This is a genomic window from Pseudomonas sp. CNPSo 3701 (genome assembly GCF_028674975.1).
Lineage (GTDB): Bacteria > Pseudomonadota > Gammaproteobacteria > Pseudomonadales > Pseudomonadaceae > Aquipseudomonas > Aquipseudomonas straminea.
Window position 1 is genome coordinate 291,538 of sequence record NZ_JAQZSI010000002.1, and the last position, 25,789, is coordinate 317,326.

The following is a 25,789-nucleotide window of genomic DNA, read 5'->3' on the forward strand; positions in this document are numbered from 1 at the left end:
GCCATGCTCAAACCATTGAAAACCCTGACCCTCGCCGCCCTGTTCAGCGCCAGCACCCTGGCCCAGGCCGCGCCCGCCCTCAAACTCGGCACCACCGCGGCCTTTGCCCCACCGCTGGAAGTGGCCGTGGCCGAAGCCAAGAAACAGGGGCTGGACGTGGAACTGGTCGAGTTCACCGACTGGATCGCGCCCAATGTCAGCCTCGCCAATGGCGACATCGACGTGAACTACTTCCAGCACATCCCCTTCCTGGAAAATGCCAAGGCCGAGGGCGGCTACGACCTGGTGCCGGTGGCGCGCGGGGTGATCAACAACGTCGGCCTCTACTCCAAGACACACAAGGATTTCGCCAGCCTGCCGGACGGCGCCAAGGTGGCGATCGCCAACGACCCGGTCAATGGCGGGCGCGGCCTGCAACTGCTGCAAAAAGCCGGGCTGATCGAACTCAAGCCCGGCGTCGGTTACAAGGCGACCCAGCAGGACATCACCGCCAACCCGAAAAACATCCGCATCATCGAACTGGAAGCCGTGCAGTTGGTGCGCGCCTATGACGAGGTCGATCTGGTGCAGGGCTATCCGGCCTACATCCGCCTGGCCAAAACCTTCGATCCGGCCTCGGCCCTGCTGTTCGACGGCGTTGACCATCCCGAGTACATCATCCAGTTCGTCACCCAACCGGCGAAGGCGCAGGACGCGCGCCTGCTCAAGTTCATCGACATCTATCAACACTCCCCGGCGGTGCGCGCCGCGCTCGACAAGGCCCATGGCAACCTCTACCAGGCCGGCTGGGAGAGTTGACATGAGCGGCTTCGACCCCCACCTGCAGCAGGCCGCCGCAGCCAGCCGCAGCGCCCAGGCGCACCTGCGCTTCGAGCGCCTGGGCAAGACCTACGAGGGCGCCCAGGGCCCGGTGCAGGCGCTGCACGACATCGAGTTGTCGATCGAACGCGGCGAAGTGTTCGGCATCATCGGCCGCAGCGGCGCGGGCAAATCCTCGCTGCTGCGCACCATCAACCGGCTGGAGCGGCCCAGTAGCGGTCGCGTGTTGATCGACGGCAGCGACATCGCCGGCTATGACGATGATGCCCTGGTGGCGCTGCGCCGGCGCATCGGCATGATCTTCCAGCACTTCAACCTGATGTCCGCCAAAACCGTGTGGCAGAACGTCGAACTGCCGCTCAAGGTTGCTGGCGTGCCGCGCGAAGCCCGCCAGGGCAAGGTGCGCGAATTGCTCGAACTGGTGGGCCTCGAGGACAAGCACGGCGCCTACCCAGCGCAGCTCTCGGGTGGCCAGAAACAGCGGGTGGGCATTGCCCGCGCCCTGGTGCACGACCCGCAGATTCTGCTCTGCGACGAAGCCACCAGTGCTCTGGATCCGGAGACCACCCAGGCGATCCTCGGCCTGCTGCGCGAGATCAACCGGCGCCTGGGCCTGACCGTGGTGCTGATCACCCACGAGATGGCAGTGATCCGCGAGATCTGCGACCGCGTGGTGGTGCTGGAGCGCGGTGAAGTGGTCGAACAAGGCCCGGTGTGGCAGGTGTTCGGCACGCCACGCCATGAAGTCACCCGCACTCTGCTGACACCGCTGCAGCATGCCCTGCCGACGAACCTGCAGCAGCGCCTGCACGACTCGCCCAGCGAGCGCGACGATCTGGTGCTGCGCCTGCACTTCGCCGGTACGGGCCTTGAGCCGGATTTGCCGGCACTGGGCGCTGCCCTGGGCGGCCGCGCCACCCTGCTCGACGCCAGCCTGGAACAGATCCAGGGGCACGCCGTGGGCCACCTTATTCTGTCCGTCGGCCCGTCAGCCCTCGGCCATGCAGCGCTGGTCGAAAACGCCCGCACGCTGGCCGACCATGTGGAGGTACTGGGTTATGTCGCTGCTGTTTGAACGCCTCTGGCAAGGCCTGCTCGACACCCTGCTGATGGTCGGCGTGTCATCCCTGCTCGCCCTGCTGGCCGGCATTCCGCTGGCAGTATTTCTGGTCACCAGCAGCAAGGGCGGCATCTTCGAGGCGCCGCGGCTGAACCGCGTGCTCGGCGCCATCGTCAACCTGTTCCGTTCCATCCCGTTCCTGATCCTGATGGTCGCGCTGATTCCCTTTACTCGCCTGGTAGTCGGCACCACCTATGGCGTGTGGGCCGCCGTGGTACCGCTGACCATCGCCGCGACGCCGTTCTTCGCGCGCATCGCCGAAGTCAGCCTGCGCGAAGTGGATCACGGCCTGATCGAAGCCGCCCAGGCCATGGGCTGCCGCCGCCGGCATATCGTCTGGCACGTGCTACTGCCCGAAGCCCTGCCCGGCATCGTCGGCGGCTTCACCATCACCCTGGTCACCATGATCAACTCCTCCGCCATGGCCGGCGCCATCGGTGCAGGCGGCCTGGGCGATCTGGCCTACCGCTACGGCTATCAGCGCTTCGATACCCAGGTGATGCTGACGGTGATCGTCGTGCTGGTGGTGATGGTGAGCTTTATTCAGTTTGGTGGTGATCGGCTGGCACAGCGGTTGAACAAGCGGTAAGGAAACAGGTTGTCACTGCAAATGCAAAGCCCCGGATTTCCGGGGCTCTTTTTGTGCCTATGTCGCAGAAATGCGTTACGAGCAATGCGCTTCGCTCAGCCGCAATAGACAGTTGTTGTACGAATCGAGTAGCGTCTCAAACCAGTCGGTTCCCGCACTTGGTCGAGCAATCGAAGCTGCCTATCCATGGTGTATAACCCCCTTATACGCTCATCGATACGCTGAAAGCCCTAGCCTAGACACGCATCGTGAGAGGGACAAGGAATGTTATACACCACGCCCGTCCGGGAAGTTATGCACCAGTTGGTGTCTATTTATAGTTATACGCAGCAGAAGAAGCCATGGACGCATTAATAACATTTTTAACATCGATACCAGCAACAGCATGGAGCGCACTAGCTTCTGCAATACTAACTTCAACCATTGCTTTCCTGGGAATCTCCTATAGCGATAAAGAAAATTTAAAAAGAATGAAGTCTCAGCATGAGCACGAACGACAATTAAGAAAAGATGAGATTTTAAGAGAGAGAGCCGAAGAGCTTTATGTAGCTGTCAAAAAGTTTTGCAGCGCCATGATCTCAGATCATTTTCCATAGTCAGGGTGATGAAAGGGCACTTTAGCTATAACGACGCCCTAGACATGACCATTAAGACTGGAGAAAAGCAAAGCTACGACCCCAACCGTATGTACATGATCGCTGATATATACTTCCCAGAGCTTTCCGAGCATATAAAATCACTTGTTAGCTTGAATGGTGAAGTCTTGAGCTTTAGAGATAAATACAAGCACAAATACAACTCAGGACTGCATAAAGACGAGAAAACGGCTGCGGAGTATCTAGTTGAGATAGATAAGCTTATTGCCGCTGCTAAAGCACTTGAAACTGAAGTGGCTTCTGCGGTGAAGCGCGTATAACAATTGGTTCAAACCGTTCGCTTCGCTCACTGGGACGGGCTAAAGCCCGCCCCTTAACCAAACGTTAGGCACCATGGAGATACATTTGCATGGACGTTACGCAAAATCAATTGTTGGCTTTCGCCGTTTACGAAATCCGGCAATTGCTCGCCCATCATTTAGGTAGCGACGACACTCCTGATCCGGCGGTAAAAGCTGCAGCCCATTTGGCATATGCTCTCCATAATCAAGCTGACGCCATCCTGCAAGGGCACATATTTGATCCTCAACAAGCAATAGAGTCTCTGAGCGCAGTAGATCGAATGTTGGCAACAAATTTTCAAGCTAGGCTCTTACAATCAGTTAGCCATGATGCCTAACTTGTGGTTCAAATCGTTCGCTTCGCTCTCTGGGACGGGCTAAAGCCCGCCCCTTAGCCAAACATTAAAACTTTATGAGAAAGATCACGGTAACAACTCGAGAGGGAGAGCACCTTACTCTGCACAAGGAAAGCAATAACCTTTGGTATTGCCCGGTATGTGGCTCTCTGGAGTTGAGATGCCAGCCGCGAACAGATGACGGTGCGTCGTTCGAAATGTGTAGCTGTGGCTTTGAGTTTGGGTTCGATGATGAACCCGCTGCCTCCGCTCAAGCTGTTGAAGGCATAAATGAAAACTGGTTGCGGTGGCGAGATATGTTGCTTCGAAAGCACAGCCACCAGCCTGAAAACCTAAATCAACTCAAGTCGCAATTGGCAAAAATAGGGCACAAGGTTCAGTTTTAACAAGTCTCAGCAGTACGCGGCCGATTGGAATGTTCAGGAGTTTGCCACTGAACGGCAGCGTTAATCTCACAGAAAGCCACTAGCAGCTGATTGTGCTGCATCTATTAACTTCCTGCTGGACCCACTCAACCCGATTACGCCCCGCCGCTTTCCCCCGATATAGCGCCGCATCCGCCTGTTGCAGGAAGTCATCGAATGCCTGCGCGCTGGTGAAATGCTCGGACACACCAATGGTCCCGGTGCAACGGATCGGTTGGTTGCTGCCTGACACGTCAATGCGCTCTATCGCCTTACGCATGCGTTCTGCCAGTTGCAGAACGCCGGTTTTCTCCGCTTCCAGAGCGATCACCACGAATTCTTCTCCGCCTAACCGGCAGATCAGGTCGCCCTGGCGAGCGTTGACTTTGAGGGCATCTGCGACGTGGCAGAGCACGAGGTCGCCGACTTTGTGGCCGTGGGTGTCATTGATGCGTTTGAAGTGGTCGATGTCCACGATCAACACATAGGCCGGCGCGGCGGTGCGGGAGTTGAAATGTACCTCCAGTGCATCGATCAACCCGCGCCGATTCAGCAGTTGGGTAAGCGGGTCATGGGCCGCGAGCGTGCGCAGTTCATCGGTCAGGCGGCGCAATACCAGCCACACGGCACAGGGCGGCAGCACGGTCGCCAGGAACGACATGTACAGGTAGAAAATCCTCTGGAAGCCACTGCTCATATCCAGCGCCGCCATGCCGCCGCTGAGGATCATCACCAACTTGGCGGCGTTCAACGCGCAGATACCGCTAATCAATACGGCGAACACGAGCATCTCGACGCGTAGATCCTTGGCGAAAGTTTGGCTGCCTACCAGTAGCGCGATGATCATGCCTAGGAACAGCAGTACGCAGGCGCCTGCCAGCAACGCATGGCGCGCTTCGTCGCCGAGTAGCGCTTGCACCAGCAGTTGCAGGGCGGCGTATATCGCCGCCAGTAGCAGCAACGGGCGAACGATGGGTGTGGGTCGGCCAAAAAAGCGCAGCGCGCCCAGCAGATAGGTAACCGGAGCGCTGAGCGTCAAGATGTGATTGGCGACACTCATCAATCCAAAGTCCGGCGGGCCGTCGACCAGTTGCATGATGTAGGCAAGGCCGAGCAGCAGATTGCCGAGCGCGAACACGTCCATGCCCATTTCTTGTCGGCGAGCCGCGTGCTGATCAGCAGGAACATCAAGCTGAAACACAGCAGGTACACGCAGAGCATGCCGAGGATGACGGTGGTGATCATAACTTTCGCGCTGGTAGAAGGTGCAATTTGAGCCAGATGTCGGGCAGCACAGCGCGATTCCTAAGGCCCTGGGCGCTAGCAGCCTCGCCAGTATAGCCATTTGATATTGCAGGTCGTAGTGAGAAGCTAGCGGTAAATGCAGTCGCTATGACAACGCAGGCAAGAAAGTCGATCCGATGGGGATCGTAAAACGGGATAATGGGTCAATCCATTACTCTCAGCGCGCCAGCAAGTGGCAGCGGCAAGACAAAATAGCTAAACGAAGAGGATCTATGGGCCAGCGCCAAACCCAGATATTGAAGCAAGACCTGAAAGCCGTCGCCGAAGACCTTCGGTGGGTATCCGTCGACCTGCTCAAGGTGGCAGAGAAGCTTCGCGGCACCGAAAACGAGGCCGATGCCTGGGCCATTCTGCGTATGGTCGGCGTGCTGACCAACGATGAGGACCGGCTCAACAAGTACGCCGGCGAGATCAAAGCCGGGCGGATCGTACGTTCCAAAGCCTGAGCAGTTTCACGGCCAGCAACGGCCAAAAACAGAAACGGCCCAGCCTGGGCAGGCTGAGCCGCTTTCCTGAAAGTCGCTGCTTTTCAGTCCAGTGCGCCATTGAGCACTTCGTAGATGATGCCAGTGGCCACCGCAACCAGGATCAGGTCAACGCCTGCCTGCATCCACTCGTAGCCGTCATAGCGAGGCAGTTGCCCGAGCAGCCGGCCGTCGAGCTTCTTGGCGATACCAGGTGGAAGCGGCTTGCCGCGCGCCAGGTTCTTTTGAATACCCGGTGGCAGCGAGGGGCCTGGCGACCAGTAGGATCGATTGCCCTGCACAATGCTGAGGATGCCGCCGCGATCGATCGAAGGTCCACCATATCGAGCATCGTTCGGCCCACCACCCTGGTTACCTTGCCCCTGATGATGCTGCCCCTTGCCATTGCCCTGCCCGTGCCCCTTGCCGTTACCCGGATCGGCCGAGACAAGGCACGGCGCCAAAGCCATGGCGATCGAAACCACTGCGCTGGTAAGCAGACGTGAATTAGCCATTTCGATGTTCCTTTCAATAGCGGGGAATCCCAGCACTGTAGACGCCCGGGGCGCCATAAGTTCCGAAGCGCTACATCTACCCGAACCGGCGCCCCGGCACCAGAAGGACGCCGGATGCATCAGGTAGCCTGGGAGGTATTGAGCTGGCTCAAGGTCAGCAGCGACCTGGCCGACTCGCTACTGATCACCGGCGTGTCATCCGGGCTCTCTTCCCGTTGTAGCTGCAGGAAGGCGCGAAATTGCTCGGTCGGTATCGGCGCTGCGCTGCGCTGGAACCAGGCGCCTTCGACTCGATACAAACCACAGGTTCGGCAGTCGCATGCCGCGTAGGTACCGGTTTTGGAAATCAGCCAGGCGTCGTCACCACAGATAAAGCATCTCACTACTGTCACCTCGTCGACATGCTTGGGAAATACCGCGTCTGTAAGTAGTGACAGAGGCTCTGTGACGGGGATTCAGGAAAGTTTTGCGGTTTTTAGCCGAACGGCGCTTCACAGGCGATTCGCTAAGGCCGAAAATTGGCGTCAACTTTAAGCACCGGTGCCGCTACAGGCGCGGTACAAGCAGCCAAATTAAGCGGCTAATACTGTACGGTTGGCGATTTTGAGTGCATGTAGCTATAAAGTCTGATGCCCATCGATTGGGCATCTGCCAGGAAGCAATTCAAGTAAGGACACTATCCATGATGCACCACACCCTCAAGTACGGCGCGTGCCGGCAGGAATTCTCCCGCGTTCTCGGTTTGGCCATGAGCAAGCATGACGACATCATGCTCGTGCCTGGCAACATAACCGGCCTGAGCGAGCATATCGAAAAGCTCCTAGGCCCTGCATTCGCCCAGCGCTTGCTGAGCGAGCGCCAAGCCACCCTCTCCCTGCCAAACGGCACCAAGAAAACCATTCATTTGGCCTCGCTTTCCGGCTGCTATGGTTTCGAAGACGGCGCCATTGTGTTGCCCTGGGTACCGTTGCAGACCGTTTCCCTCGCTGAACAGAAGCACCCGCGCAGCGACAAGTTCTACATTCCCAATGACGGTCCCGGTACACCCCACCGTGCACCGGGTCGGGACGAGCTTTCTCGCTACCTCTCCAGTTATCCCAGATCAAAAGCGGTGTAAGCGGCTTAAAGCACTAGCAGAAGTGCTATCTCCTAGATGAGATAGCCGTGCGCAACTTCTCGGCTGGCTTCCCCAACAGCCGCAGGCTCTCCAGCGAGAACCTGGATATGAAGAGGCTCGTTCGCCGCTTCGCCGACCAGTGGGTGGCCTATTCGATCACGCCCGGCCGTGAAAGCGCTGGGTATTCGCCGCAGTCATCCGTACAATGCGCGCCTCACATACGCAACCCTATGCCCGATGGCGAAAATGCTCAGGCCTCTATCGCCAGGCAATCGGGCCACGCGGTGCAGATTCTGCTTTCTCGCTAGGCCAGATGGATCGCTGGCAAAGGCGACTGGGCTGAAATGAGCCAACCCAGGCTCGCTCCAAATCTGCCCCAAGACTCAATCCACACTCTGAAACATGCGAGTTAGAGCACTTTGATTTCCACCGCTAATATCACCATGCAGTTTGGCGCCAAGCCGCTGTTCGAGAACGTTTCCGTCAAGTTCAACAACGGCAACCGCTACGGCCTGATCGGCGCCAACGGCTGCGGCAAGTCGACCTTCATTAAGATCCTCGGCGGCGATCTGGAGCCGTCGGGCGGCCAGGTCATGCTCGAGCCGAACGTGCGCCTGGGCAAACTGCGCCAGGATCAGTTCGCCTACGAGCAATTCGACGTGATCGACACCGTGATCATGGGCCACCAGGAGCTGTGGAGGGTCAAGGCCGAGCGCGATCGCATCTACTCACTGCCGGAAATGAGCGAAGAAGACGGCATGAAGGTCGGTGAGCTCGAAGGCGAGTTCGCCGAGATGGACGGCTACACCGCCGAGTCCCGCGCCGGCGAGCTGCTGCTCGGTCTGGGCATTCCGCTGGAGCAGCATTTTGGCCCGATGAGCGAAGTTGCGCCCGGCTGGAAACTGCGCGTGCTGCTGGCCCAGGCACTGTTCGCCGATCCGGACGTGCTGTTGCTAGACGAGCCGACCAACCACCTGGATATCAACACCATCCGCTGGCTGGAAACGATCCTCACGGCGCGTAACAGCACCATGATCATCATTTCCCACGACCGCCACTTCCTGAATTCGGTCTGCACCCACATGGCCGACCTGGATTACGGCGAGCTGCGCCTGTTCCCGGGCAACTACGACGAGTACATGACCGCTGCGACCCAGTCGCGCGAGCAGCTGCTGGCCGACAACGCCAAGAAGAAGGCGCAGATCTCCGAGCTGCAGAGCTTCGTCAGCCGCTTCTCGGCCAACGCCTCGAAAGCCAAGCAGGCGACCAGCCGCGCCAAGCAGATCGACAAGATCCAGCTGGCCGAGGTCAAGCCGTCGAGCCGCGTCAGCCCGTTCATTCGCTTCGAGCAGACCAAGAAACTGCACCGCCAGGCCGTGACCATCGAGAACCTCAGCAAGGCGTTCGATGACAAGGTGCTGTTCAAGAACTTCAGCTTCACCGTCGAAGCTGGCGAGCGCGTGGCGATCATCGGTCCCAACGGGATCGGCAAGACCACCCTGCTACGCACCCTGGTCAGCGAGCTGAAGCCGGATGCCGGCGCAGTGAAGTGGACAGAGAGCGCCGAGGTCGGCTACTACGCCCAGGACCACGCTCACGATTTCGAAGACGACGTGACCCTGTTCGACTGGATGGGCCAGTGGACCACCGGCGAGCAAGTCATTCGCGGCACCCTGGGCCGCATGCTGTTCTCCAACGACGAGATCCTCAAGTCGGTCAAGGTCATCTCCGGTGGTGAACAGGGTCGCATGCTGTTCGGCAAGCTGATCCTGCAAAAGCCCAACGTACTGGTGATGGACGAACCGACCAACCACCTGGACATGGAATCCATCGAGGCGCTCAACCTGGCGCTGGAGAACTACCCGGGCACGCTGATCTTCGTCAGCCATGACCGCGAGTTCGTCGGCTCTCTGGCCACCCGCATCATCGAGCTGTCGGACAACGGCGTCACCGACTTCAGCGGCACCTATGACGACTACCTGCGTAGCCAGGGCATCATCGTTTGATCAGCTGAGCCGGCGTGACCAGAAGCCCCGTCATCTGTTGGATTTCGGGGCTTTTTTGTGGGCGGACGCTGGCCTCGTAGCCTGGGTTGAGCGCAGCGATACCCAGCAAACCTCCCCGGGTGTCGCTGCGCTCGCCCCCAGCTACGGGCTGTGAGAGCGGGTTGGGGGCGCCTAGTCCATGGCCGCGATTTTTTTGCGCGCATGGCGCTTTCTCACATTCGTAATCTTTCATCAGGATCGCCGCGCGGCCTTATTTATAGGTTCGTAGAGTGGATCGGGGCGCGTAGCTGACGCTTTTTTTCATCCACCATCCAGGCAACGAGCGGTGGACGGATAAAGCGACGTCCACCCTACGGATCTGATCTCGACTCAAACCAGCAGGAGCCCGGCGAGAGCTGATAGCGGATTCAATTGTGGGAGCGGCTTTAGCCGCGATGCTATCGGCGACCGCAAGACTTCTCGCGGCTGAAGCCGCTCCCACATCTCTTTGCATCGTGTTTGACGGCATGGGCATCGCGCCTGAGGACATAACCTGGATTGGGCATCGCGATACCCAGGGATTTTCATGGGTATCGCTGCGCTCGACCCGGGTTACCAAATCAAAAAACAGATTGCAGATACAAAAACGCCGCTCAATCGAGCGGCGTTTTGTGTAGCGGCTAACTAATCAGGCAGAGAGCTCGATCAGCAGCTTGTTCAGGCGCTGCACGTAAGCAGCTGGATCCTTCAGGCTGTCGCCGGCAGCCAGGGCGGCCTGGTCGAAGAGGATGTGCGACAGATCGCCGAAACGATCTTCGTCCGGCTCGGCGTCCAGCTTCTCGATCAGCGGGTGGCTCGGGTTGAATTCGAAGATCGGCTTCGAATCCGGCACCTTCTGCCCACTGGCTTCGAGGATCTGGCGCATCTGCAGACCCAGATCCTGTTCGCCGATGGCCAGGATGGCTGGCGAGTCGGTCAGACGGTGAGACACGCGAACCTCGGCAACCTGCTCGCCCAGCGCGGTCTTCAGGCGCTCGACCAGGCCTTCCTTGCTCTTGGCGACTTCTTCTTGGGCCTTCTTGTCCTCTTCGGAGTCCAGCGAGCCCAGGTCCAGATCACCGCGGGCCACGTCGACGAAGCTCTTGCCGTCGAACTCGGTCAGGTAACTCATCAGCCACTCATCGATGCGGTCGGTCAGCAGAAGCACTTCGATGCCTTTCTTGCGGAAGACTTCCAGGTGCGGGCTGTTCTTGACCTGCGCGTAGGATTCGCCGGTGAGGAAGTAGATCTTGTCCTGGCCTTCTTTCAGGCGGCTGACGTAATCGCCCAGAGAAACCACTTGCTCGCCCTCGCCTTCGGCGGTCGAGGCGAAACGCAGCAGCCCGGCGATCTTCTCCTTGTTGGCGAAGTCTTCCGCCGGGCCTTCCTTGAGGACCTGACCGAAGTTCTTCCAGAAGGTCTTGTACTGCTCGGGCTCGTTCTTGGCGAGTTTTTCCAGCATGTCGAGCACGCGTTTGGTCAGCGCCGACTTCATGGAGTCGATCACCGGATCCTTTTGCAGGATTTCGCGCGATACGTTCAGCGACAGGTCGTTGGAGTCGACCACGCCCTTGATGAAGCGCAGGTACAGCGGCAGGAACTCGTCGGCCTGGTCCATGATGAACACGCGCTGCACGTACAGCTTCAGGCCTCGCGGCGCTTCGCGCTGGTACAGGTCGAACGGCGCACGGCCCGGCACGTACAGCAGCGAGGTGTACTCCAGCTTGCCTTCGACCTTGTTGTGGCTCCAGCTCAGCGGGTTGTCGTAGTCGTGGGAGACATGTTTATAGAATTCCTGGTACTGCTCGTCGGTGACCTCGGTACGTGGGCGCGTCCACAGCGCGCTGGCGCGGTTGACCACTTCCCACTCCGGCTCGGCGGGCTTGTCCTTCTCTTCGCCGTGGAATTCCTTCGGCAGCTCGATCGGCAGACCGATATGGTCGGAGTATTTTTTGATGACGTTGCGCAGACGCCAGCCATCGGCGAACTCTTCTTCGCCGCTCTTCAGGTGCAGCACGATGCGGGTACCGCGCTCGGCTTTCTCGACGGTAGCGATCTCGAACTCGCCCTCGCCCTTCGACGCCCAGTGCACGCCTTCACCGGCGGCCAGGCCAGCGCGACGGGTGAACACTTCCACCTTGTCAGCGACGATGAACGCCGAATAGAAGCCCACACCGAACTGGCCGATCAGGTTCGAATCCTTTTTCTGGTCACCAGAGAGGTTCTTCAGGAAGTCGGCGGTGCCGGACTTGGCGATGGTGCCCAGGTGCGCAATGGTCTCTTCGCGACTCATGCCGATGCCGTTGTCTTCGAGGGTGACGGTCTTGGCGTCCTTGTCGAAGCTCACACGGATCTTCAGCTCGGCACCGTCCTCGAGCAGCTCGGGCTTGGCCAGCGCTTCGAAACGCAGCTTGTCGACGGCGTCGGAGGCATTGGAGATCAGCTCGCGTAGGAAGATTTCCTTGTTGGAATACAGCGAGTGAATCATGAGGTGCAGCAGCTGCTTCACCTCTGTCTGGAAGCCCAGGGTTTCTTTTTGAGTTTCCACACTCATGGTCATCTAACTCCACATTGATGGCTAAGCCGTGGTACGGCGGATGACCATCAGGTGGGGACGCGATGGGAAAACTTCAAGTCAGTCGTCGATGCGTTCGACATGCACCACATCGGTCGGCGCCAATGTGAAACGTGCTTCGCCCGAACCATTGAGACGCTGGCGCAGCACCAACTGGCCCTGCTCGTCGATACCGGCGAACTGGCCCTGCACTGCGGTGCCCTTCTCGCTGAACAGGCGCAGCTGCTGATTGATGTAGCGCTGCGGCTCGGCGAGCAGGCGCGCCAGGGTCAGCTCTTGACGCGTATCCTGCGGGCTTGCTGGCTCTCTTGGTGCCGGCTTGATGGCGACAGTGCTCGGCGCAGGCTCCGCGGTTTTAGCCAATGCGGGAAAATGATCATCCTCAACCCGCCAGCCAAGCTGCGGATGCTTGCTCAGGCGCACCGGCACGCGCTGCGACTGACCGGCCACCTGCGCCTGCACGTCGAGCGCCAGGCTGCTGGAGCTCATGTCATGCAAGGGCAGCGGTGCGAGCTGCACGTCGCGGGTGGCGAAGCGTCGCTGCAAGTAATCGGTGATCAGGTAAGCGAGGGTATCGCGCGAATCAACGGTGCGATCCACATGGCCCTGCTGGTAGCGCAGGCCGTTACGAAACAGCTCGACCTTGCCGGTCAGGGTGGTCTGGAATTGCGCCGGCAGCACCAGATGGAATTCGCCGACCAGGCGGTTCGGCTCTTCAGGCCTCAGATCCAGGTGCAGCGTGTAGCCGCCTTTGAGCTGCCGGGCCTCTGGCAGGTCCTGCTCGGGCAGCAACCAGCTCAGCTCGATCTCCGGGAGTTGCCCGGGATCATCGGGCAGCACATCCAGGCGCAAGCCATCAGCACCCACTGGCAGACCACGAATGCTCAGTTCACGACGAGCAAAAAAATCCTGACCTTCGCGCAGGCTGAGCACACCGTCGATAAGCTCGCCTTCCTGGGGCGCGAAGGGCTCGCCATTGAGCTGGCCATGCAGCTGGATATTCAAGCCGCCGGCAGCCGCCGGCTCGGGGTGTAGCCACTGCAGGCTGATGATGCCGTCCAGGCGTTGCGGATCCTGCCCGGCCATCACCGCCAGCCCGACAACCACCGGAATCATGCCCAGGGCGCAGCACGCCAGCGCCTGCTTGGCACGGTGCCAGTGCGCCACGATAAACAGCAGCGTCAAAGGCGGCAGCAAGCACGCCCAGCCCCACAGCAGGCTGGTGGCGAAGCCGCGCATCACCAGCATTACCAAACCGACGAGGATCAGGAGCAGGCCGCTCAGGATCAACAGCGCATCCATTCGATTTCCTTAGATCAGTAACTGGCGCCGATCAATCGCGCGAAGAGCGCAACGATAATGATCGTCGCACTTGGGTTCCATCGACGCGTCGAGACTTTTGGCTTTTCGTGATAGGCCCTGGATTGGTGCTTTCGCCTGCTTGGGTGAAGCAAAAAAGCGCATCGACGCAAAGTCAGTGAACTTATCGCGTCCTCGACGCCTCGAAAAACGGTAATGGCATTCACCCAAAGGAGAAACACCACCATGCAAAAATCAGTCGCTTACGCCTTCATGCTGGCTGCCACGCTGGGCCTTGCGGCCTGTGACAAGCCTTCCGAAAACAAAGCTCAAGAAGCTCAGGAAGCCCGTACCGAAGCTCAAGAATCCATGAACGACGCGGCTAAAGAGAGCAACGAAGCTGCTCAGAAAGAAGCCGAAGCCGCTCAAGAAGCCGCCAAAGAGCAACAGGAAGAAGCCCAGACTCCGGCTACCAACCCTGCTCCCGCCGAGCCAGCAGCTCCGGCAGCGCCTGCAGATCCGGCAGCGCCAAAACAGCAATAAGCTGATCTCTTCGCGTTACCCGCAGCTTACTGCGGGTAACGTTCGCTAAATCCTCTCCCGCTTCAACGCATCGCTGGTGTCAGCATGATCAGCAGCGTACATACCATCCCCACCGCCCATACCAGACTGCGCTGCCAGTGCAGATCAGCCCAGTAGAACACCAGATACAGCACCCTCGCGATCACGAAGATCACCGCCAGCCAATCGACTAGCCAGCCGCTGCTTTGAGTAACGTGCGCCATCAACACGGCCACGGCAAACAGCGGAAAGGCCTCGAAGCTGTTGTGGTGGGCAGCCAGCGCTCGCGCGCCGAATCCCGTCAGGCGTGCCTGCTGGGCACGCGGGTGATGGTTGTCATAGGTGCCACCCTCCTCCTTCATCGCCTTGGCCAGTGGCGCCTTGGCTATGAAGATCAGCAAGGCGCTGATAAAGATGCACCAGAATGGAATGCTCATTCGCCTTTCTCCTTGGCCGGCTCGAACGTCGGCGTTTGTGTGTACACCATGACCTCGAGAACATCCGAGTGAAATTCGCGGCGGTATAGCACCACCACGACGCCTGCGGTCACCAGCATGAAGAACCAGGGGTTGATGAACCACGACAGGGTCGCCATGCCGAAATAGTAGGCACGCAAACCGTAGTTGAACTGGTTGGCCGCCATCGAGATGACCCGCGCGGTACGTTCGGCAAAGGCCTTGCGCTCCTGTTCAGTGACGTGACGCTCACCGATCATCGGTGCCGAACCCACCAGTACGGCAGCAAAGTTGTACTGGCGCATGCACCAGCTGAACGTGAAGAAGGCGTAGACGAACACCACGCCCAGGCACAGCAGCTTGACCTCGGAGATGCCACGGCTGGCCGACTGTACGAATGGCAGGTCGGCGAGTAGCGACACCGCGCGATCCGAGGCGCCAAGTACGGTGAGAATACCGGCCAGAATGATCAGCGTACTGGAGGCGAAGAACGAGGCGTTGCGCTCCAGGTTGCCGATCACATTGGCATCGGCAATTCGGTTCTCGCGCAACAGCATGCGGCGCATCCAGTCTTCGCGATACAGGTGCAGCACGCTGGCCAGGCACGGCGTGGTGCGACCTTTGGCATGTGCGTAACGGGTGTAGCCTGCCCAGCACAGAACGAACCAGCAGGCGGCAATCAGATGGTGCAGATAGTCTTCGCTGAGGGACATGCAGGCTCCTTGTAGGCTGGAGCGATTATAGCCGCGGCAGGCAATAAAAAGCCGCTCCTGAGAGCGGCTCTTACGCAGCAGAAATGGCGGTCAGACGCTGACCTGACGCTTCGCTGCGCAAACCCGGTCGAGCACACAGCTGATCGCCAGGGTGACCAGCACCGGAACCAGCCAACCCAGGCTCTGGGCGGCCAGCGGCAGCTTGGTCAATGCCTGGGGAACGTAGGCGCCCCAACCCGCGGCGGCCATACCGTCGGCCACGCCGAAGATCAGCGTCACGGCCATGACCGGAATGAATACCCGCGGCTGCGACACCCACAGGCGGTTCATCAGGCTCAACGCCACCAGCACGATGGCCAATGGATAAAGGCCAACCAGCACAGGTACCGAGACGCTGATCAGTTGGGTCAGACCCTGATTGGAAACGGCCATGCTGAACACCGCAAGCACGATGACCACCACGCGATACGGCACCTTGAGCAAATCACCGAAGAACTCGCCGCAGGCGGTCAGCAGACCGACGCCGGTGGTCAGGCAGGCCAGGATGATCACCACGGCCAGCAGCAGGGAACCGGCTGAGCCGAAAGTCTGGTTCACATAGGTGGTGAGGATCTGCCCACCATTCTCCGCACCGGCCGCCAGCTCGTGGCTGGTGGCGCCGAGGTAGAACAGCGACAGATACACCAGCGACAACGCCAGCGCGGCGATGACACCGGCGATCACGCAGTAACGGGTGATCAACCCGCTATCGGTGATGCCGCGAGCCCGCACTGCATTGGCGATCACGATGCCGAACACCAGAGCGCCCAGCGCATCCATGGTCAGGTAACCCTGCAGGAAGCCCTGCACCAGCGGCTCGCTGCGATAGGCACCCGTAGCCTCGCCTACCTCACCGGCCGGTGCGAATACCGCAACGCCGCCGAGGATCACCAACGCGATGATCAGCACCGGGGTGATGAACTTACCGACCCGGTCGACCAGGCGCCCGGGGGTCAGAGACAGGAACAGCACCACGGCGAAGTACGCCAGCGTATAGACGAACAACGCCGTTGCGCTGTTGCCAACGAAAGGCTGCATACCGATCTCGAACGACGCCACGGCGGTACGTGGTGTGGCGAACAGCGGACCGATCGCCAGATATACGGCCACTGCCAGGGCGATACCCGCCCAACGGCCAATCGGCGTGGTCAGGGTGGGCAGACCACCACCCACGCGCGCCAGGGCCACCACAGTGAGCAGCGGCAGGCCGACGCCAGTAAGCAGAAAGCCCGTGGCAGCCGCACCGATATTTTCACCGGCGGACAGGCCTGCGCTGGGTGGGAAGATGATGTTGCCCGCGCCCAGAAAAAGCGCGAACGTCATGAAACCGAGAGCCAGGATGTCCAGGCTTTTCAAGCGAGTCATAGAGGGAAATACCACAGGCAGAAGATCAAAATGTTCCGGAGGGTTTCCATCGAGGGTCAGGGAAACGTCGCCCGGGCTCGTGGGCCAGGCCAATGGAGGTACAGGCATCTGCTTGTGGCAATGCTTGCACCGGGGCGGCAATGGTATCGAAAAACCGCCAGCATCTCGAAATTGCCGGCCGCGGTGTCGACTGACTGAACGTCTGCGTCGCCTCAACGAAAAAGGCCACCCGAAGGTGGCCTTTTTCTCAGCTCAGAATGGCTTACGCCTTCTTCACTTCCCAACCGGTCAGCTCGGCCAGGGCCTTGCCGATGTCAGCCAGGGAACGCACGGTCTTCACACCAGCGTCCTGCAGTGCAGCGAATTTCTCGTCTGCAGTGCCTTTGCCGCCGGAGATGATGGCGCCAGCGTGGCCCATGCGCTTGCCGGGCGGAGCGGTCACGCCAGCGATGTAGGAAACTACAGGCTTGGTGACGTTGGCCTTGATATAGGCAGCCGCTTCTTCTTCAGCCGAACCGCCGATCTCGCCGATCATGACGATCGCTTCGGTCTTCGGGTCTTCCTGGAACAGCTTCAGGATGTCGATGAAGTTGGAGCCCGGGATGGGGTCACCACCGATGCCCACGCAGGTGGACTGGCCGAAACCGGCGTCAGTGGTCTGCTTGACAGCTTCATAGGTCAGGGTGCCGGAACGCGACACGATGCCTACTTTGCCTGGCAGGTGGATGTGACCCGGCATGATGCCGATCTTGCACTCGCCGGGAGTGATCACGCCCGGGCAGTTCGGGCCGATCAGGCGAACGCCCAGCTCGTCACACTTGACCTTGGCGTCGAGCATGTCGAGGGTCGGGATGCCTTCGGTGATGCAGACGATCAGCTTGATGCCGCCGAAAGCCGCTTCCAGGATCGAGTCCTTGCAGAACGGAGCCGGAACGTAGATGACCGAAGCGTCGGCGCCAGTGGCTTCAACGGCTTCTTTCACGGTGTTGAACACTGGCAGGCCCAGGTGAGTGGTGCCGCCCTTGCCCGGGGTCACGCCGCCAACCATCTTGGTGCCGTAGGCGATGGCTTGTTCGGAGTGGAAGGTACCTTGCGAGCCAGTGAAACCCTGGCAGATAACCTTGGTGTCTTTATTGATCAGGACGCTCATTACTTGCCCTCCGCAGCTTTGACGACTTGCTGAGCAGCGTCGGTCAGGCTGGTTGCCGCGATGATGTTCAGGCCGCTGTCGGCCAGTACCTTGGCACCCAGTTCAGCGTTGTTGCCTTCCAGACGGACGACAACCGGAACCTTCACGCCAACTTCTTTGACTGCACCGATGATGCCTTCGGCAATCATGTCGCAACGAACGATACCGCCGAAGATGTTCACCAGAACGGCAGCGACGTTGCTGTCGGACAGGATGATCTTGAATGCTTCGGTCACGCGCTCTTTGGTCGCGCCGCCGCCAACGTCCAGGAAGTTGGCCGGCTTGCCGCCGTGCAGGTTGACGATGTCCATGGTGCCCATGGCCAGGCCAGCACCGTTGACCATGCAGCCGATGTTGCCTTCCAGCGCGACGTAGTTCAGTTCGAACTTGGCAGCGTGGGCTTCACGGGCGTCGTCTTGCGACGGGTCGTGGAAGGTCTTCAGCTTCGGCTGACGGTACATGGCGTTGGCGTCGATATTGATCTTCGCGTCCAGGCAGTGCAGGTCACCGTCGGCCTTGATGACCAGCGGGTTGACTTCGAGCAGGGCCAGATCGTGGTCCTGGAACAGCTTGGCCAGACCTACGAAAATCTTGGCGAACTGAGCGACTTGCTTGCCTTCCAGACCCAGCTGGAATGCCAGCTCGCGGCCCTGGAACGGCTGAGCGCCGACCAGCGGATCGATGGTCGCCTTGAGGATCTTCTCAGGGGTGTCGTGAGCGATCTTCTCGATGTCCACGCCACCTTCGGTGGAAGCCATGAACACGATGCGACGGCTGGAACGGTCAACGACCGCACCCAGGTACAGTTCCTTGGCGATGTCGGTGCAGGACTCGACCAGAATCTTGGTGACAGGCTGGCCATTGGCGTCAGTCTGATAGGTCACCAGGCGCTTGCCCAGCCAGTTGGCAGCGAAAGCCTTGGCGTCTTCCTTGCTCTTGACCAGTTTCACACCGCCCGCTTTACCGCGGCCACCAGCGTGTACCTGAGCCTTGACGACCCACTCGGTCCCGCCGATTTTTTCACAGGCCGCTGCGGCCTCTTCCGGGGTGTCTACGGCAAAGCCCTTGGATACGGGCAGGCCGTACTCAGCGAACAGCTGCTTACCCTGATACTCGTGAAGATTCATGCTTGTCTACCGTCTTCGTTTAGGTATTGCGCATCGGTGCTGCACTCACGTGCCGCACCACCTGTGGCTGCCTCTTGGCAGCCCGGCGCACATTCCGCGATAGGCCCTGGGGCCTCGCACGGGCCATGCGCCGTGGTTCTGCTTCGCGAAAAATCGTCTGAACGACGCCGGCCCGTAGGCCGGCATCAGACAGATGACTTTTTAGCGTTTCTTGCGGTTGGCGATGTGAATCGCGCCACCGTTGACTGCCAGGGCGGCTTCGTGGAGCGCCTCGGACAGTGTTGGGTGCGAGAACACCATCATGCCCAGGTCTTCGGCACTGGTGCCGAATTCCATGCCGATGGCGCCCTGCTGTACCAGCTCGGCCGCGCTTGGGCCGATGACGTGAACGCCCAGCACGCGGTCGGTGTTGGCGTCAGCGATGACCTTGACGAAACCGCCGGTGTCGTTGGCCGCCATGGCACGGCCGCTGGCCGCGAACGGGAAGGTGCCGACATTGATGGCCACGCCTTCGCCCTTGAGCTGCTGCTCAGTCTTGCCGACCCATGCGATTTCCGGGTGGGTATAGATGACCGACGGGATCAGGTCGTAGTTCATCTGCGCCTTGTGACCGGCGATGCGCTCGGCAACCATCACGCCCTCTTCCGAGGCCTTGTGGGCCAGCATCATGCCGCGTACCACGTCACCGATGGCATAAACGCCCGGAACGCTGGTGGCGCAATGGTCGTCGACGAAGATGTAGCCACGCTCGTCCAGGTCCACGCCGCTGTCCGAAGCCAGCAGGTCGGTGGTTACCGGGCGACGGCCGACCGCAACGATCAGCTTGTCGAAAACGATCTTCTGTTCGCCAGCGGCATCGGTGTAGTTGACGGTAACTTGCTTCTTCTTGACTTCGGAGCCGGTGACGCGAGCGCCCAACTTGATGTCCAGACCCTGCTTGGTGAGGGTCTTGAAGGCTTCCTTGGCAACGGCTTCGTCAGCGGCCGGCAGGAACTTGTCCAGCGCTTCGAGAACGGTCACTTCTGCGCCCAAGCGAGCCCAGACCGAACCCAATTCCAGACCGATGACGCCAGCGCCGATAACGCCCAGCTTCTTCGGTACGGCCTGGAATTCCAGGGCGCCGGTGGAGTCGACGATCACGTCCTGGTCGACCGGAGCCGGCGGAATGTCGATCGGACGCGAGCCGGAGGCCAGGATCACGTTCTCGGCTTCGACGACGGAGGTCTTGCCGTCTTTATCGGTAACTTCGACTTTCTTGCCAGCCAGCAGCTTGCCGTGGCCTTCGAGCAGGGTCACACCGTTAGCCTTGAACAGGCCGGCAACGCCGCCGGTCAGGTTCTTGATGATGGTGTTCTTGCGACCGACCATGGCCGGTACGTCGATGCTCACGCCCTTGGCGCTGATGCCGTGAACGGCAAAACCGTCCTGGGCTTCGTGAAATTTCCAGGAGCTGTCCAGCAGCGCCTTGGAGGGAATGCAACCGACGTTCAGGCAGGTGCCGCCCAGTGCGGTCTTACCGTCCTTGTCCTGGTACTTCTCGATGCACGCGGTCTTGAGACCGAGTTGAGCGGCCTTGATGGCGGCTACATAGCCGCCAGGGCCGGCACCGATGACTACCACGTCGAATTTCTGGCTCATAAAAGATTCCTTTTAGCGTATAGCTTCGAGCTCAAGCCGCGGACGAAGGCCCTGTAGGGCGCAGCGTCCACGACCCGCAGCTGCGTTTAGATGTCCAGCAGCAGACGCGCTGGGTCTTCCAGCAGGTTCTTGATGGTCACCAGGAAGGTCACGGCTTCTTTACCATCGATCAGACGGTGATCGTAGGACAGCGCCAGGTACATCATCGGGCGAATGACCACTTGGCCGTTCACGGCAACCGGGCGCTGGATGATGTTGTGCATGCCTAGGATCGCGGCCTGCGGCGGGTTGACGATCGGCGTCGACATCATCGAACCGAAGGTACCACCGTTGGTGATGGTGAAGGTGCCGCCAGTCATCTCTTCGATGGACAGCTTGCCGTCACGGGCTTTCTTACCGTAGGCAGCGATGCCGGCTTCGATGTCGGCCAGGCCCATCAGCTCGGCGTTGCGCAGCACCGGAACCACCAGACCACGGTCGCTGGAAACGGCTACGCCGATGTCCTGGTAGCCGTGGTAGACGATGTCGTTGCCATCGATCGAGGCATTGACCGCTGGCAGGCGCTTCAGCGCTTCGGTAGCCGCTTTTACGAAGAAGGACATGAAGCCCAGGCGGGTACCGTTGTGGGCTTTCTCGAACTGGTCTTTGTACTTCGAACGCAGCGCCATGATCTCGGACATGTCGACTTCGTTGAAGGTAGTCAGCATCGCCATGTTCGACTGAGCTTCGACCAGTCGACGGGCAACGGTGGCACGAACGCGGGTCATCGGCACGCGCTTCTCGGTGCGATCGCCAGCAGCGGCAACCACAGGAGCGGCGGCAGCGGCGGCAGCCGGCTTGGCAGCCGGAGCGTTCTTCTTGGCTTCAACGGCAGCGACCACGTCTTCCTTGGTCACGCGGCCACCTTTACCCGAGCCACTGATGCTGTTCGGGTCGATGCCATTCTCTTCAGCCAGCTTGCGAGCGGCCGGCGACAGGATCTGATCGTCGCCAGCAGCGGCAGGTGCAGCGGCGGCTTGCGCCGGTGCAGCAGCCTGAGCAGGAGCAGCGGCCGGAGCGGCAGCAGCAGCGCCACCTTCGGTCAGCTTGCCCAACACTTCGTTGGAGAGGACGGTATCGCCTTCGTTCTTGATGATCTCGGCAACCACGCCATCGGCCTCGGCCAGAACTTCGATCACCACCTTGTCGGTTTCGATGTCGACGATCAGCTCATCGCGCTTGACCGCTTCGCCCGGCTTCTTGTGCCAGGTCGCAACGGTGCCGTCGGCGACCGATTCGGGGAATGTAGGGGCTTTGATCTCGATAGCCATTGTGCTCTTTTCCTTAAATTCGGTTATTCGAGGAGGCGGCCTCTAGGCCGCCTCCTTCGCGATGGCGTTAAACGGTGAAGGCATCCTGCAGCAGTTTTTCCTGCTGCTCGGCGTGCATGGACGCGTAACCACAAGCCGGGGCTGCCGAAGCGTCACGGCCGGCATACTCGAGCACCAGCGACTTCTTGTGCGCCGCAGCGGCACGACGCATGTGGTGCTGGCTGCAGTACCAGGCGCCCTGGTTCATCGGCTCTTCCTGGCACCAGACGATGTGCTTGAGATTCTTGTACGGGGCAAGAACCTCGGCCAGGTCATCTTCCGGGAACGGATACAGCTGCTCGAGGCGCACGATGGCGATGTCCTCGCGGCCTTCGGCGCGGCGCTTTTCCAGCAAATCGTAGTAGACCTTGCCGCTGCACAGCACCAGACGCTCGACCTTCTTCGGATCGATCGAATCGATTTCCGGAATGACGGTCTGGAACGAGCCTTCGGCCAGATCTTCCAGGGTCGACACGGCCAGCTTGTGGCGCAGCAACGACTTGGGCGTCAGCACCACCAGCGGCTTGCGCAGCGGGCGAATGACCTGACGACGCAGCAGGTGGTAGATCTGCGCAGGCGTGGTCGGTACCGCCACCTGGATGTTGTGCTCGGCGCACAACTGCAGGTAACGCTCCAGACGTGCCGACGAGTGCTCCGGGCCCTGCCCTTCATAACCGTGCGGCAGCAGCATGGTCAGGCCGCACAGACGGCCCCACTTGGTTTCGCCACTGGAGATGAACTGGTCGAACACCACCTGGGCGCCGTTGGCGAAGTCGCCGAACTGGGCTTCCCAGATCACCAGCGCATTCGGCGTGGTGGTGGCGTAGCCGTACTCGAAGGCCAGCACAGCTTCTTCCGAGAGGAAGGAGTCGTACAGGTCGAAACGCGGCTGACCTTCGTACAGGTGCTGCAGCGGCAGGTAGGACGAACCGTCCTTCTGGTTGTGCAGTTGTGCGTGGCGGTGCGAGAAGGTCCCGCGGCCAACGTCCTGACCGGTGATACGGATCGGATGACCTTCGACCAGCAGAGTCGCGTAGGCCATGGTCTCGGCGTAGCCCCAGTTCAGCGGCAGGCCGCCAGCGCCCATCTTGGCACGGTCTTCGTAGATCTTGGTGACCTGACGCTGTACGACGAAACCGTCCGGCGTTTCCAGCAGCTTGTTGGACAGCTCCTGCAGGGTCTTGAGATCGAAACGCGTGTCGTGACGTGCGGTCCAGGCGTGGCCCAGGTACGGACGCCAGTCGACGAACAGTTCCTTGTTGGGCTCCTTGACCAGGCTCTTGACCACATGCTGACCGTTGTCCAGCGCGGTGCGGTAGTCATCGACCTGAGCCTGAATGGCATCGACGTTAAGGCTACCGGCGTTGCTCAGGGCTTCGGCATACAGCTCACGAGTGGTGCGCTGCTTGGCGATCTGCTGGTACATCAGCGGCTGGGTGCCGCTCGGCTCGTCGGCCTCGTTGTGGCCGCGACGGCGGTAGCAAACCAGGTCGATGACCACGTCACGCTTGTACTGCATGCGGTAATCGACGGCCAGCTGAGTGACGAACAGCACGGCTTCCGGATCATCGCCATTCACATGGAAGATCGGCGCCTGAATCATCTTGGCGACGTCGGTGGCGTACTCGGTGGAGCGCGCGTCGTCGGCACGGTTGGTGGTGAAGCCAACCTGGTTGTTGATCACGATGTGGATGGTGCCGCCCGTCTTGTAAGCACGGGTCTGCGACATCTGGAAGGTTTCCATGACCACGCCCTGACCGGCGAATGCCGCGTCACCGTGGATGGAAATCGGCACCACCTTGTCACCGGAGAAGTCGCTGCGACGATCCTGGCGAGCACGTACCGAACCCTCGACCACCGGAGAGACGATCTCCAGGTGCGACGGGTTGAACGCCAGTGCCAGGTGCACCTCGCCGCCACGGGTCATCACGTTCGAGGAGAAGCCCTGGTGGTATTTCACGTCACCGGAGCTCAGGCCTTCGACCTTCTTGCCTTCGAACTCGTCGAACAGGTCGCGCGGGTTCTTGCCGAAGGTGTTGACCAGCACGTTCAGACGGCCACGGTGGGCCATGCCGATGACGATTTCCTTGGTGCCGTAGGAGCCGCTGCGCTGGATGATTTCATCGAGCATCGGGATCAGGCTTTCACCGCCTTCCAGACCGAAGCGCTTGGTGCCCGGATACTTCGTGCCCAGGTACTTCTCCAGGCCCTCGGCAGCGGTCAGGCGCTCGAGCAGGTGGCTCTGCACGTCGGCAGAAACCTGCGGGCGGCCGCGCACGCTTTCCAGACGCTGCTGGAACCAGCTGCGCTGCTCGGAATCGGTGATGTGGGTGAACTCGGAGCCAATGGTGCGACAATATGTCTGATGCAACGCATCGCGGATTTCCCGCAAAGTTGCTTCTTCTTTGCCGATTGCCAGGCCACCCGTGCGGAAGGTGGTATCCAGATCCGCGTCGGTAAGGCTGTAATGACTGATCGACAGATCAGCAGGAACAGGACGCTGCCACAGCCCGAGCGGATCGAGCTGTGCTGCCTGGTGGCCACGCATGCGAAATGCCTGAATCATCCGCAACACTTCGACCTGCTTCTTCTCGTGTTCGCTGCTCACGGTGCCGGCAGACGCCGGTTGAGCGCGACGCTGGTTCTTGGCCAGCAACACGAAATGATCACGAATCGTCGAGTGCGATACGTCATTGGCGGTGCTGCCTTCAGAAGGCAACTTATCGAAATAAGTGCGCCACTCTTCCGGCACGGCGTTGGGATCGTGCAGGTAGAGCTCGTAGAGCTCCTCCACGTAGGCAGCGTTACCACCGGATAGGTGGGCACTGTCCCACATGCGCTGCATCACGCTTTCTTGCATGCTTGGTCACCCTCGGTAAGGGGACACCACCGGCGAGGACACCGTAGGCTTTCGAAGTCAGGTTGCAGCGACTTCAGCAAAGCCACCAATAATCCCGCAGATAGTCCGGGCACCAGCCCGAATGCCCCTGCTGGTCGTCATATTTTTCGTATAAGGGCGCTGGCGGCTAGGCCAACGCCCTGGCGATACTGCAACACCGACATGACGTCGGTGCGGCAGGTGTTACGGGTCGAGCTAAAGAGCGATGAATCAGGTACCGCTTTGCAGCAACATGTTGCGTACGTGACCGATGGCCTTGGTTGGGTTCAGACCCTTGGGGCACACGTTCACGCAGTTCATGATGCCGCGGCAGCGGAACACACTGAATGGATCGTCGAGCGATGCCAATCGTTCCGCCGTCTTGGTATCACGGCTGTCAGCCAGGAAACGGTAGGCCTGCAGCAGTGCAGCCGGACCCAGGAACTTGTCCGGGTTCCACCAGAAGGACGGACAGCTGGTCGAACAGCACGCGCACAGGATGCACTCGTACAGACCGTCGAGCTTCTCGCGCTCCTCCGGCGACTGCAGGCGCTCGATGGCCGGAGCCGGGGTGTCGTTCTGCAGGAACGGCTGCACCTTCTCGTACTGCTTGTAGAAGATGCTCATATCGACGACCAGGTCACGAATGACCGGCAGGCCGGGCAGCGGGCGAATTACCAGCTTGTTGCCCTTGACCACGCTGGAGATCGGCGTGATGCAGGCCAGGCCGTTCTTGCCGCTGATGTTCATGCCGTCGGAACCGCACACGCCCTCACGGCAGGAGCGACGATACGAGAAGCCTTCGTCCTGCTCTTTGATCAGGGCCAGGATGTCGAGCACCATCAGGTCTTTGCCGTCGATGGTGATGTCGAAGTCCTGCATGAACGGCGCTTTGTCCGCTTCCGGGTTGTAGCGATAAACGCTGACTTTCAAGCTTTTGCCAAGAGACAT

Annotated in this window: 23 protein-coding genes and 1 pseudogene; 10 read left to right on the plus strand and 14 right to left on the minus strand. The window is 60.1% G+C overall.

The genetic code is table 11. The annotated features are described in order from the left end of the window. The first annotated feature begins 3 nt into the window (after nt 1–3). From PVA39_RS08170 to PVA39_RS08195, 6 genes and pseudogenes are all read left to right on the plus strand, one after another. Nucleotides 4–798, plus strand: a complete 795-nt coding sequence (locus PVA39_RS08170; protein WP_274123650.1) for a MetQ/NlpA family ABC transporter substrate-binding protein — start codon at nt 4–6, stop codon at nt 796–798. 55 nt (nt 799–853) lie between these two features. Then, nucleotides 854–1,894: pseudogene (locus tag PVA39_RS08175) on the plus strand (methionine ABC transporter ATP-binding protein); the annotation flags it as partial. Beyond that, nucleotides 1,878–2,528 (plus strand): methionine ABC transporter permease, encoded by a 651-nt coding sequence (locus tag PVA39_RS08180; RefSeq protein ID WP_249908232.1) that lies wholly within the window; start codon nt 1,878–1,880, stop codon nt 2,526–2,528. The pseudogene PVA39_RS08175 and the gene PVA39_RS08180, both read left to right, overlap by 17 nt. A gap of 341 nt (nt 2,529–2,869) precedes the next feature. Continuing rightward, nucleotides 2,870–3,124, plus strand: coding sequence for a hypothetical protein (locus tag PVA39_RS08185; RefSeq protein ID WP_274123652.1), 255 nt, complete (start codon nt 2,870–2,872; stop codon nt 3,122–3,124). A gap of 44 nt (nt 3,125–3,168) precedes the next feature. Continuing rightward, nucleotides 3,169–3,444 carry a hypothetical protein gene (locus PVA39_RS08190; RefSeq protein ID WP_274123653.1) on the plus strand — a complete coding sequence of 92 codons (276 nt, stop codon included), beginning with the start codon at nt 3,169–3,171 and terminating at the stop codon, nt 3,442–3,444. Between the two features lie 89 nt (nt 3,445–3,533). Continuing rightward, complete coding sequence (locus PVA39_RS08195; RefSeq protein WP_274123654.1) at nt 3,534–3,803, plus strand: hypothetical protein; 270 nt, start codon at nt 3,534–3,536, stop codon at nt 3,801–3,803. Nucleotides 3,804–4,286: 483 nt separating this feature from the next. Here PVA39_RS08195 and PVA39_RS08200 read toward each other — a convergent pair whose 3' ends face one another. Continuing rightward, entirely contained in the window at nt 4,287–5,369 is a 1,083-nt protein-coding gene (locus PVA39_RS08200) for a GGDEF domain-containing protein (protein WP_274123655.1), read from the minus strand. Between the two features lie 373 nt (nt 5,370–5,742). On the opposite strand from PVA39_RS08200, the gene PVA39_RS08205 reads away from it, so the two are divergent. After that, nucleotides 5,743–5,976: a hypothetical protein gene (locus PVA39_RS08205; RefSeq protein ID WP_274123656.1), complete on the plus strand. Its 234-nt coding sequence runs from the start codon at nt 5,743–5,745 to the stop codon at nt 5,974–5,976. 83 nt (nt 5,977–6,059) lie between these two features. Here the strand turns inward: PVA39_RS08205 and PVA39_RS08210 are convergent, their stop codons facing one another. Next, complete coding sequence (locus PVA39_RS08210; protein ID WP_274123657.1) at nt 6,060–6,509, minus strand: anti-virulence regulator CigR family protein; 450 nt, start codon at nt 6,507–6,509, stop codon at nt 6,060–6,062. A gap of 119 nt (nt 6,510–6,628) precedes the next feature. Continuing rightward, the gene (locus PVA39_RS08215) at nt 6,629–6,892 is read right to left on the minus strand and encodes a hypothetical protein (RefSeq protein WP_274123658.1); all 264 of its coding nucleotides are present in this window, start codon (nt 6,890–6,892) and stop codon (nt 6,629–6,631) included. A gap of 299 nt (nt 6,893–7,191) precedes the next feature. Between PVA39_RS08215 and PVA39_RS08220 the strand changes: the two genes are divergently transcribed. Continuing rightward, nucleotides 7,192–7,626: a hypothetical protein gene (locus PVA39_RS08220; RefSeq protein WP_274123659.1), complete on the plus strand. Its 435-nt coding sequence runs from the start codon at nt 7,192–7,194 to the stop codon at nt 7,624–7,626. A 419-nt stretch (nt 7,627–8,045) separates the two neighbouring features. After that, nucleotides 8,046–9,632 carry an ABC-F family ATPase gene (locus PVA39_RS08225; protein WP_274123660.1) on the plus strand — a complete coding sequence of 529 codons (1,587 nt, stop codon included), beginning with the start codon at nt 8,046–8,048 and terminating at the stop codon, nt 9,630–9,632. A 667-nt stretch (nt 9,633–10,299) separates the two neighbouring features. Here the strand turns inward: PVA39_RS08225 and htpG are convergent. Together htpG and PVA39_RS08235 are read right to left on the minus strand one after the other, a co-directional pair. After that, complete coding sequence (gene htpG, locus PVA39_RS08230; protein ID WP_274123661.1) at nt 10,300–12,204, minus strand: molecular chaperone HtpG; 1,905 nt, start codon at nt 12,202–12,204, stop codon at nt 10,300–10,302. Between the two features lie 81 nt (nt 12,205–12,285). Beyond that, complete coding sequence (locus PVA39_RS08235; RefSeq protein WP_274123662.1) at nt 12,286–13,527, minus strand: MFS transporter; 1,242 nt, start codon at nt 13,525–13,527, stop codon at nt 12,286–12,288. Nucleotides 13,528–13,770: 243 nt separating this feature from the next. Here PVA39_RS08235 and PVA39_RS08240 point away from each other — a divergent pair, with 243 nt between their 5' ends. Then, nucleotides 13,771–14,067, plus strand: a complete 297-nt coding sequence (locus PVA39_RS08240; protein ID WP_274123813.1) for a hypothetical protein — start codon at nt 13,771–13,773, stop codon at nt 14,065–14,067. Nucleotides 14,068–14,129: 62 nt separating this feature from the next. Here PVA39_RS08240 and PVA39_RS08245 read toward each other — a convergent pair whose 3' ends face one another. The 9 genes from PVA39_RS08245 to PVA39_RS08285 all read right to left on the minus strand — a co-directional run bounded on the left by PVA39_RS08245 (nt 14,130) and on the right by PVA39_RS08285 (nt 25,789). After that, complete coding sequence (locus tag PVA39_RS08245; protein WP_093504488.1) at nt 14,130–14,522, minus strand: MAPEG family protein; 393 nt, start codon at nt 14,520–14,522, stop codon at nt 14,130–14,132. Then, complete coding sequence (locus PVA39_RS08250; protein WP_093504486.1) at nt 14,519–15,253, minus strand: DUF599 domain-containing protein; 735 nt, start codon at nt 15,251–15,253, stop codon at nt 14,519–14,521. The genes PVA39_RS08245 and PVA39_RS08250 overlap by 4 nt, the downstream gene beginning before the upstream one ends. A 90-nt stretch (nt 15,254–15,343) precedes the next feature. Then, nucleotides 15,344–16,657: a branched-chain amino acid transport system II carrier protein gene (brnQ, locus tag PVA39_RS08255; protein ID WP_274123663.1), complete on the minus strand. Its 1,314-nt coding sequence runs from the start codon at nt 16,655–16,657 to the stop codon at nt 15,344–15,346. A gap of 262 nt (nt 16,658–16,919) precedes the next feature. Further along, nucleotides 16,920–17,807 carry a succinate--CoA ligase subunit alpha gene (gene sucD / locus PVA39_RS08260; RefSeq protein WP_013791582.1) on the minus strand — a complete coding sequence of 296 codons (888 nt, stop codon included), beginning with the start codon at nt 17,805–17,807 and terminating at the stop codon, nt 16,920–16,922. Continuing rightward, entirely contained in the window at nt 17,807–18,973 is a 1,167-nt protein-coding gene (sucC, locus tag PVA39_RS08265) for an ADP-forming succinate--CoA ligase subunit beta (protein ID WP_013791583.1), read from the minus strand. Before sucC ends, sucD begins: the two co-directional genes overlap by 1 nt. Nucleotides 18,974–19,174: 201 nt before the next feature. Further along, on the minus strand, nt 19,175–20,611 hold the full coding sequence (gene lpdA, locus PVA39_RS08270) for a dihydrolipoyl dehydrogenase (protein ID WP_093504482.1): 1,437 nt from the start codon (nt 20,609–20,611) through the stop codon (nt 19,175–19,177). An 86-nt stretch (nt 20,612–20,697) separates the two neighbouring features. Next, nucleotides 20,698–21,921 (minus strand): 2-oxoglutarate dehydrogenase complex dihydrolipoyllysine-residue succinyltransferase, encoded by a 1,224-nt coding sequence (gene odhB, locus PVA39_RS08275; RefSeq protein WP_274123665.1) that lies wholly within the window; start codon nt 21,919–21,921, stop codon nt 20,698–20,700. A gap of 67 nt (nt 21,922–21,988) precedes the next feature. Continuing rightward, nucleotides 21,989–24,820 (minus strand): 2-oxoglutarate dehydrogenase E1 component, encoded by a 2,832-nt coding sequence (locus PVA39_RS08280; RefSeq protein WP_147177599.1) that lies wholly within the window; start codon nt 24,818–24,820, stop codon nt 21,989–21,991. Between the two features lie 249 nt (nt 24,821–25,069). Next, nucleotides 25,070–25,789: a succinate dehydrogenase iron-sulfur subunit gene (locus tag PVA39_RS08285; protein ID WP_013791587.1), complete on the minus strand. Its 720-nt coding sequence runs from the start codon at nt 25,787–25,789 to the stop codon at nt 25,070–25,072.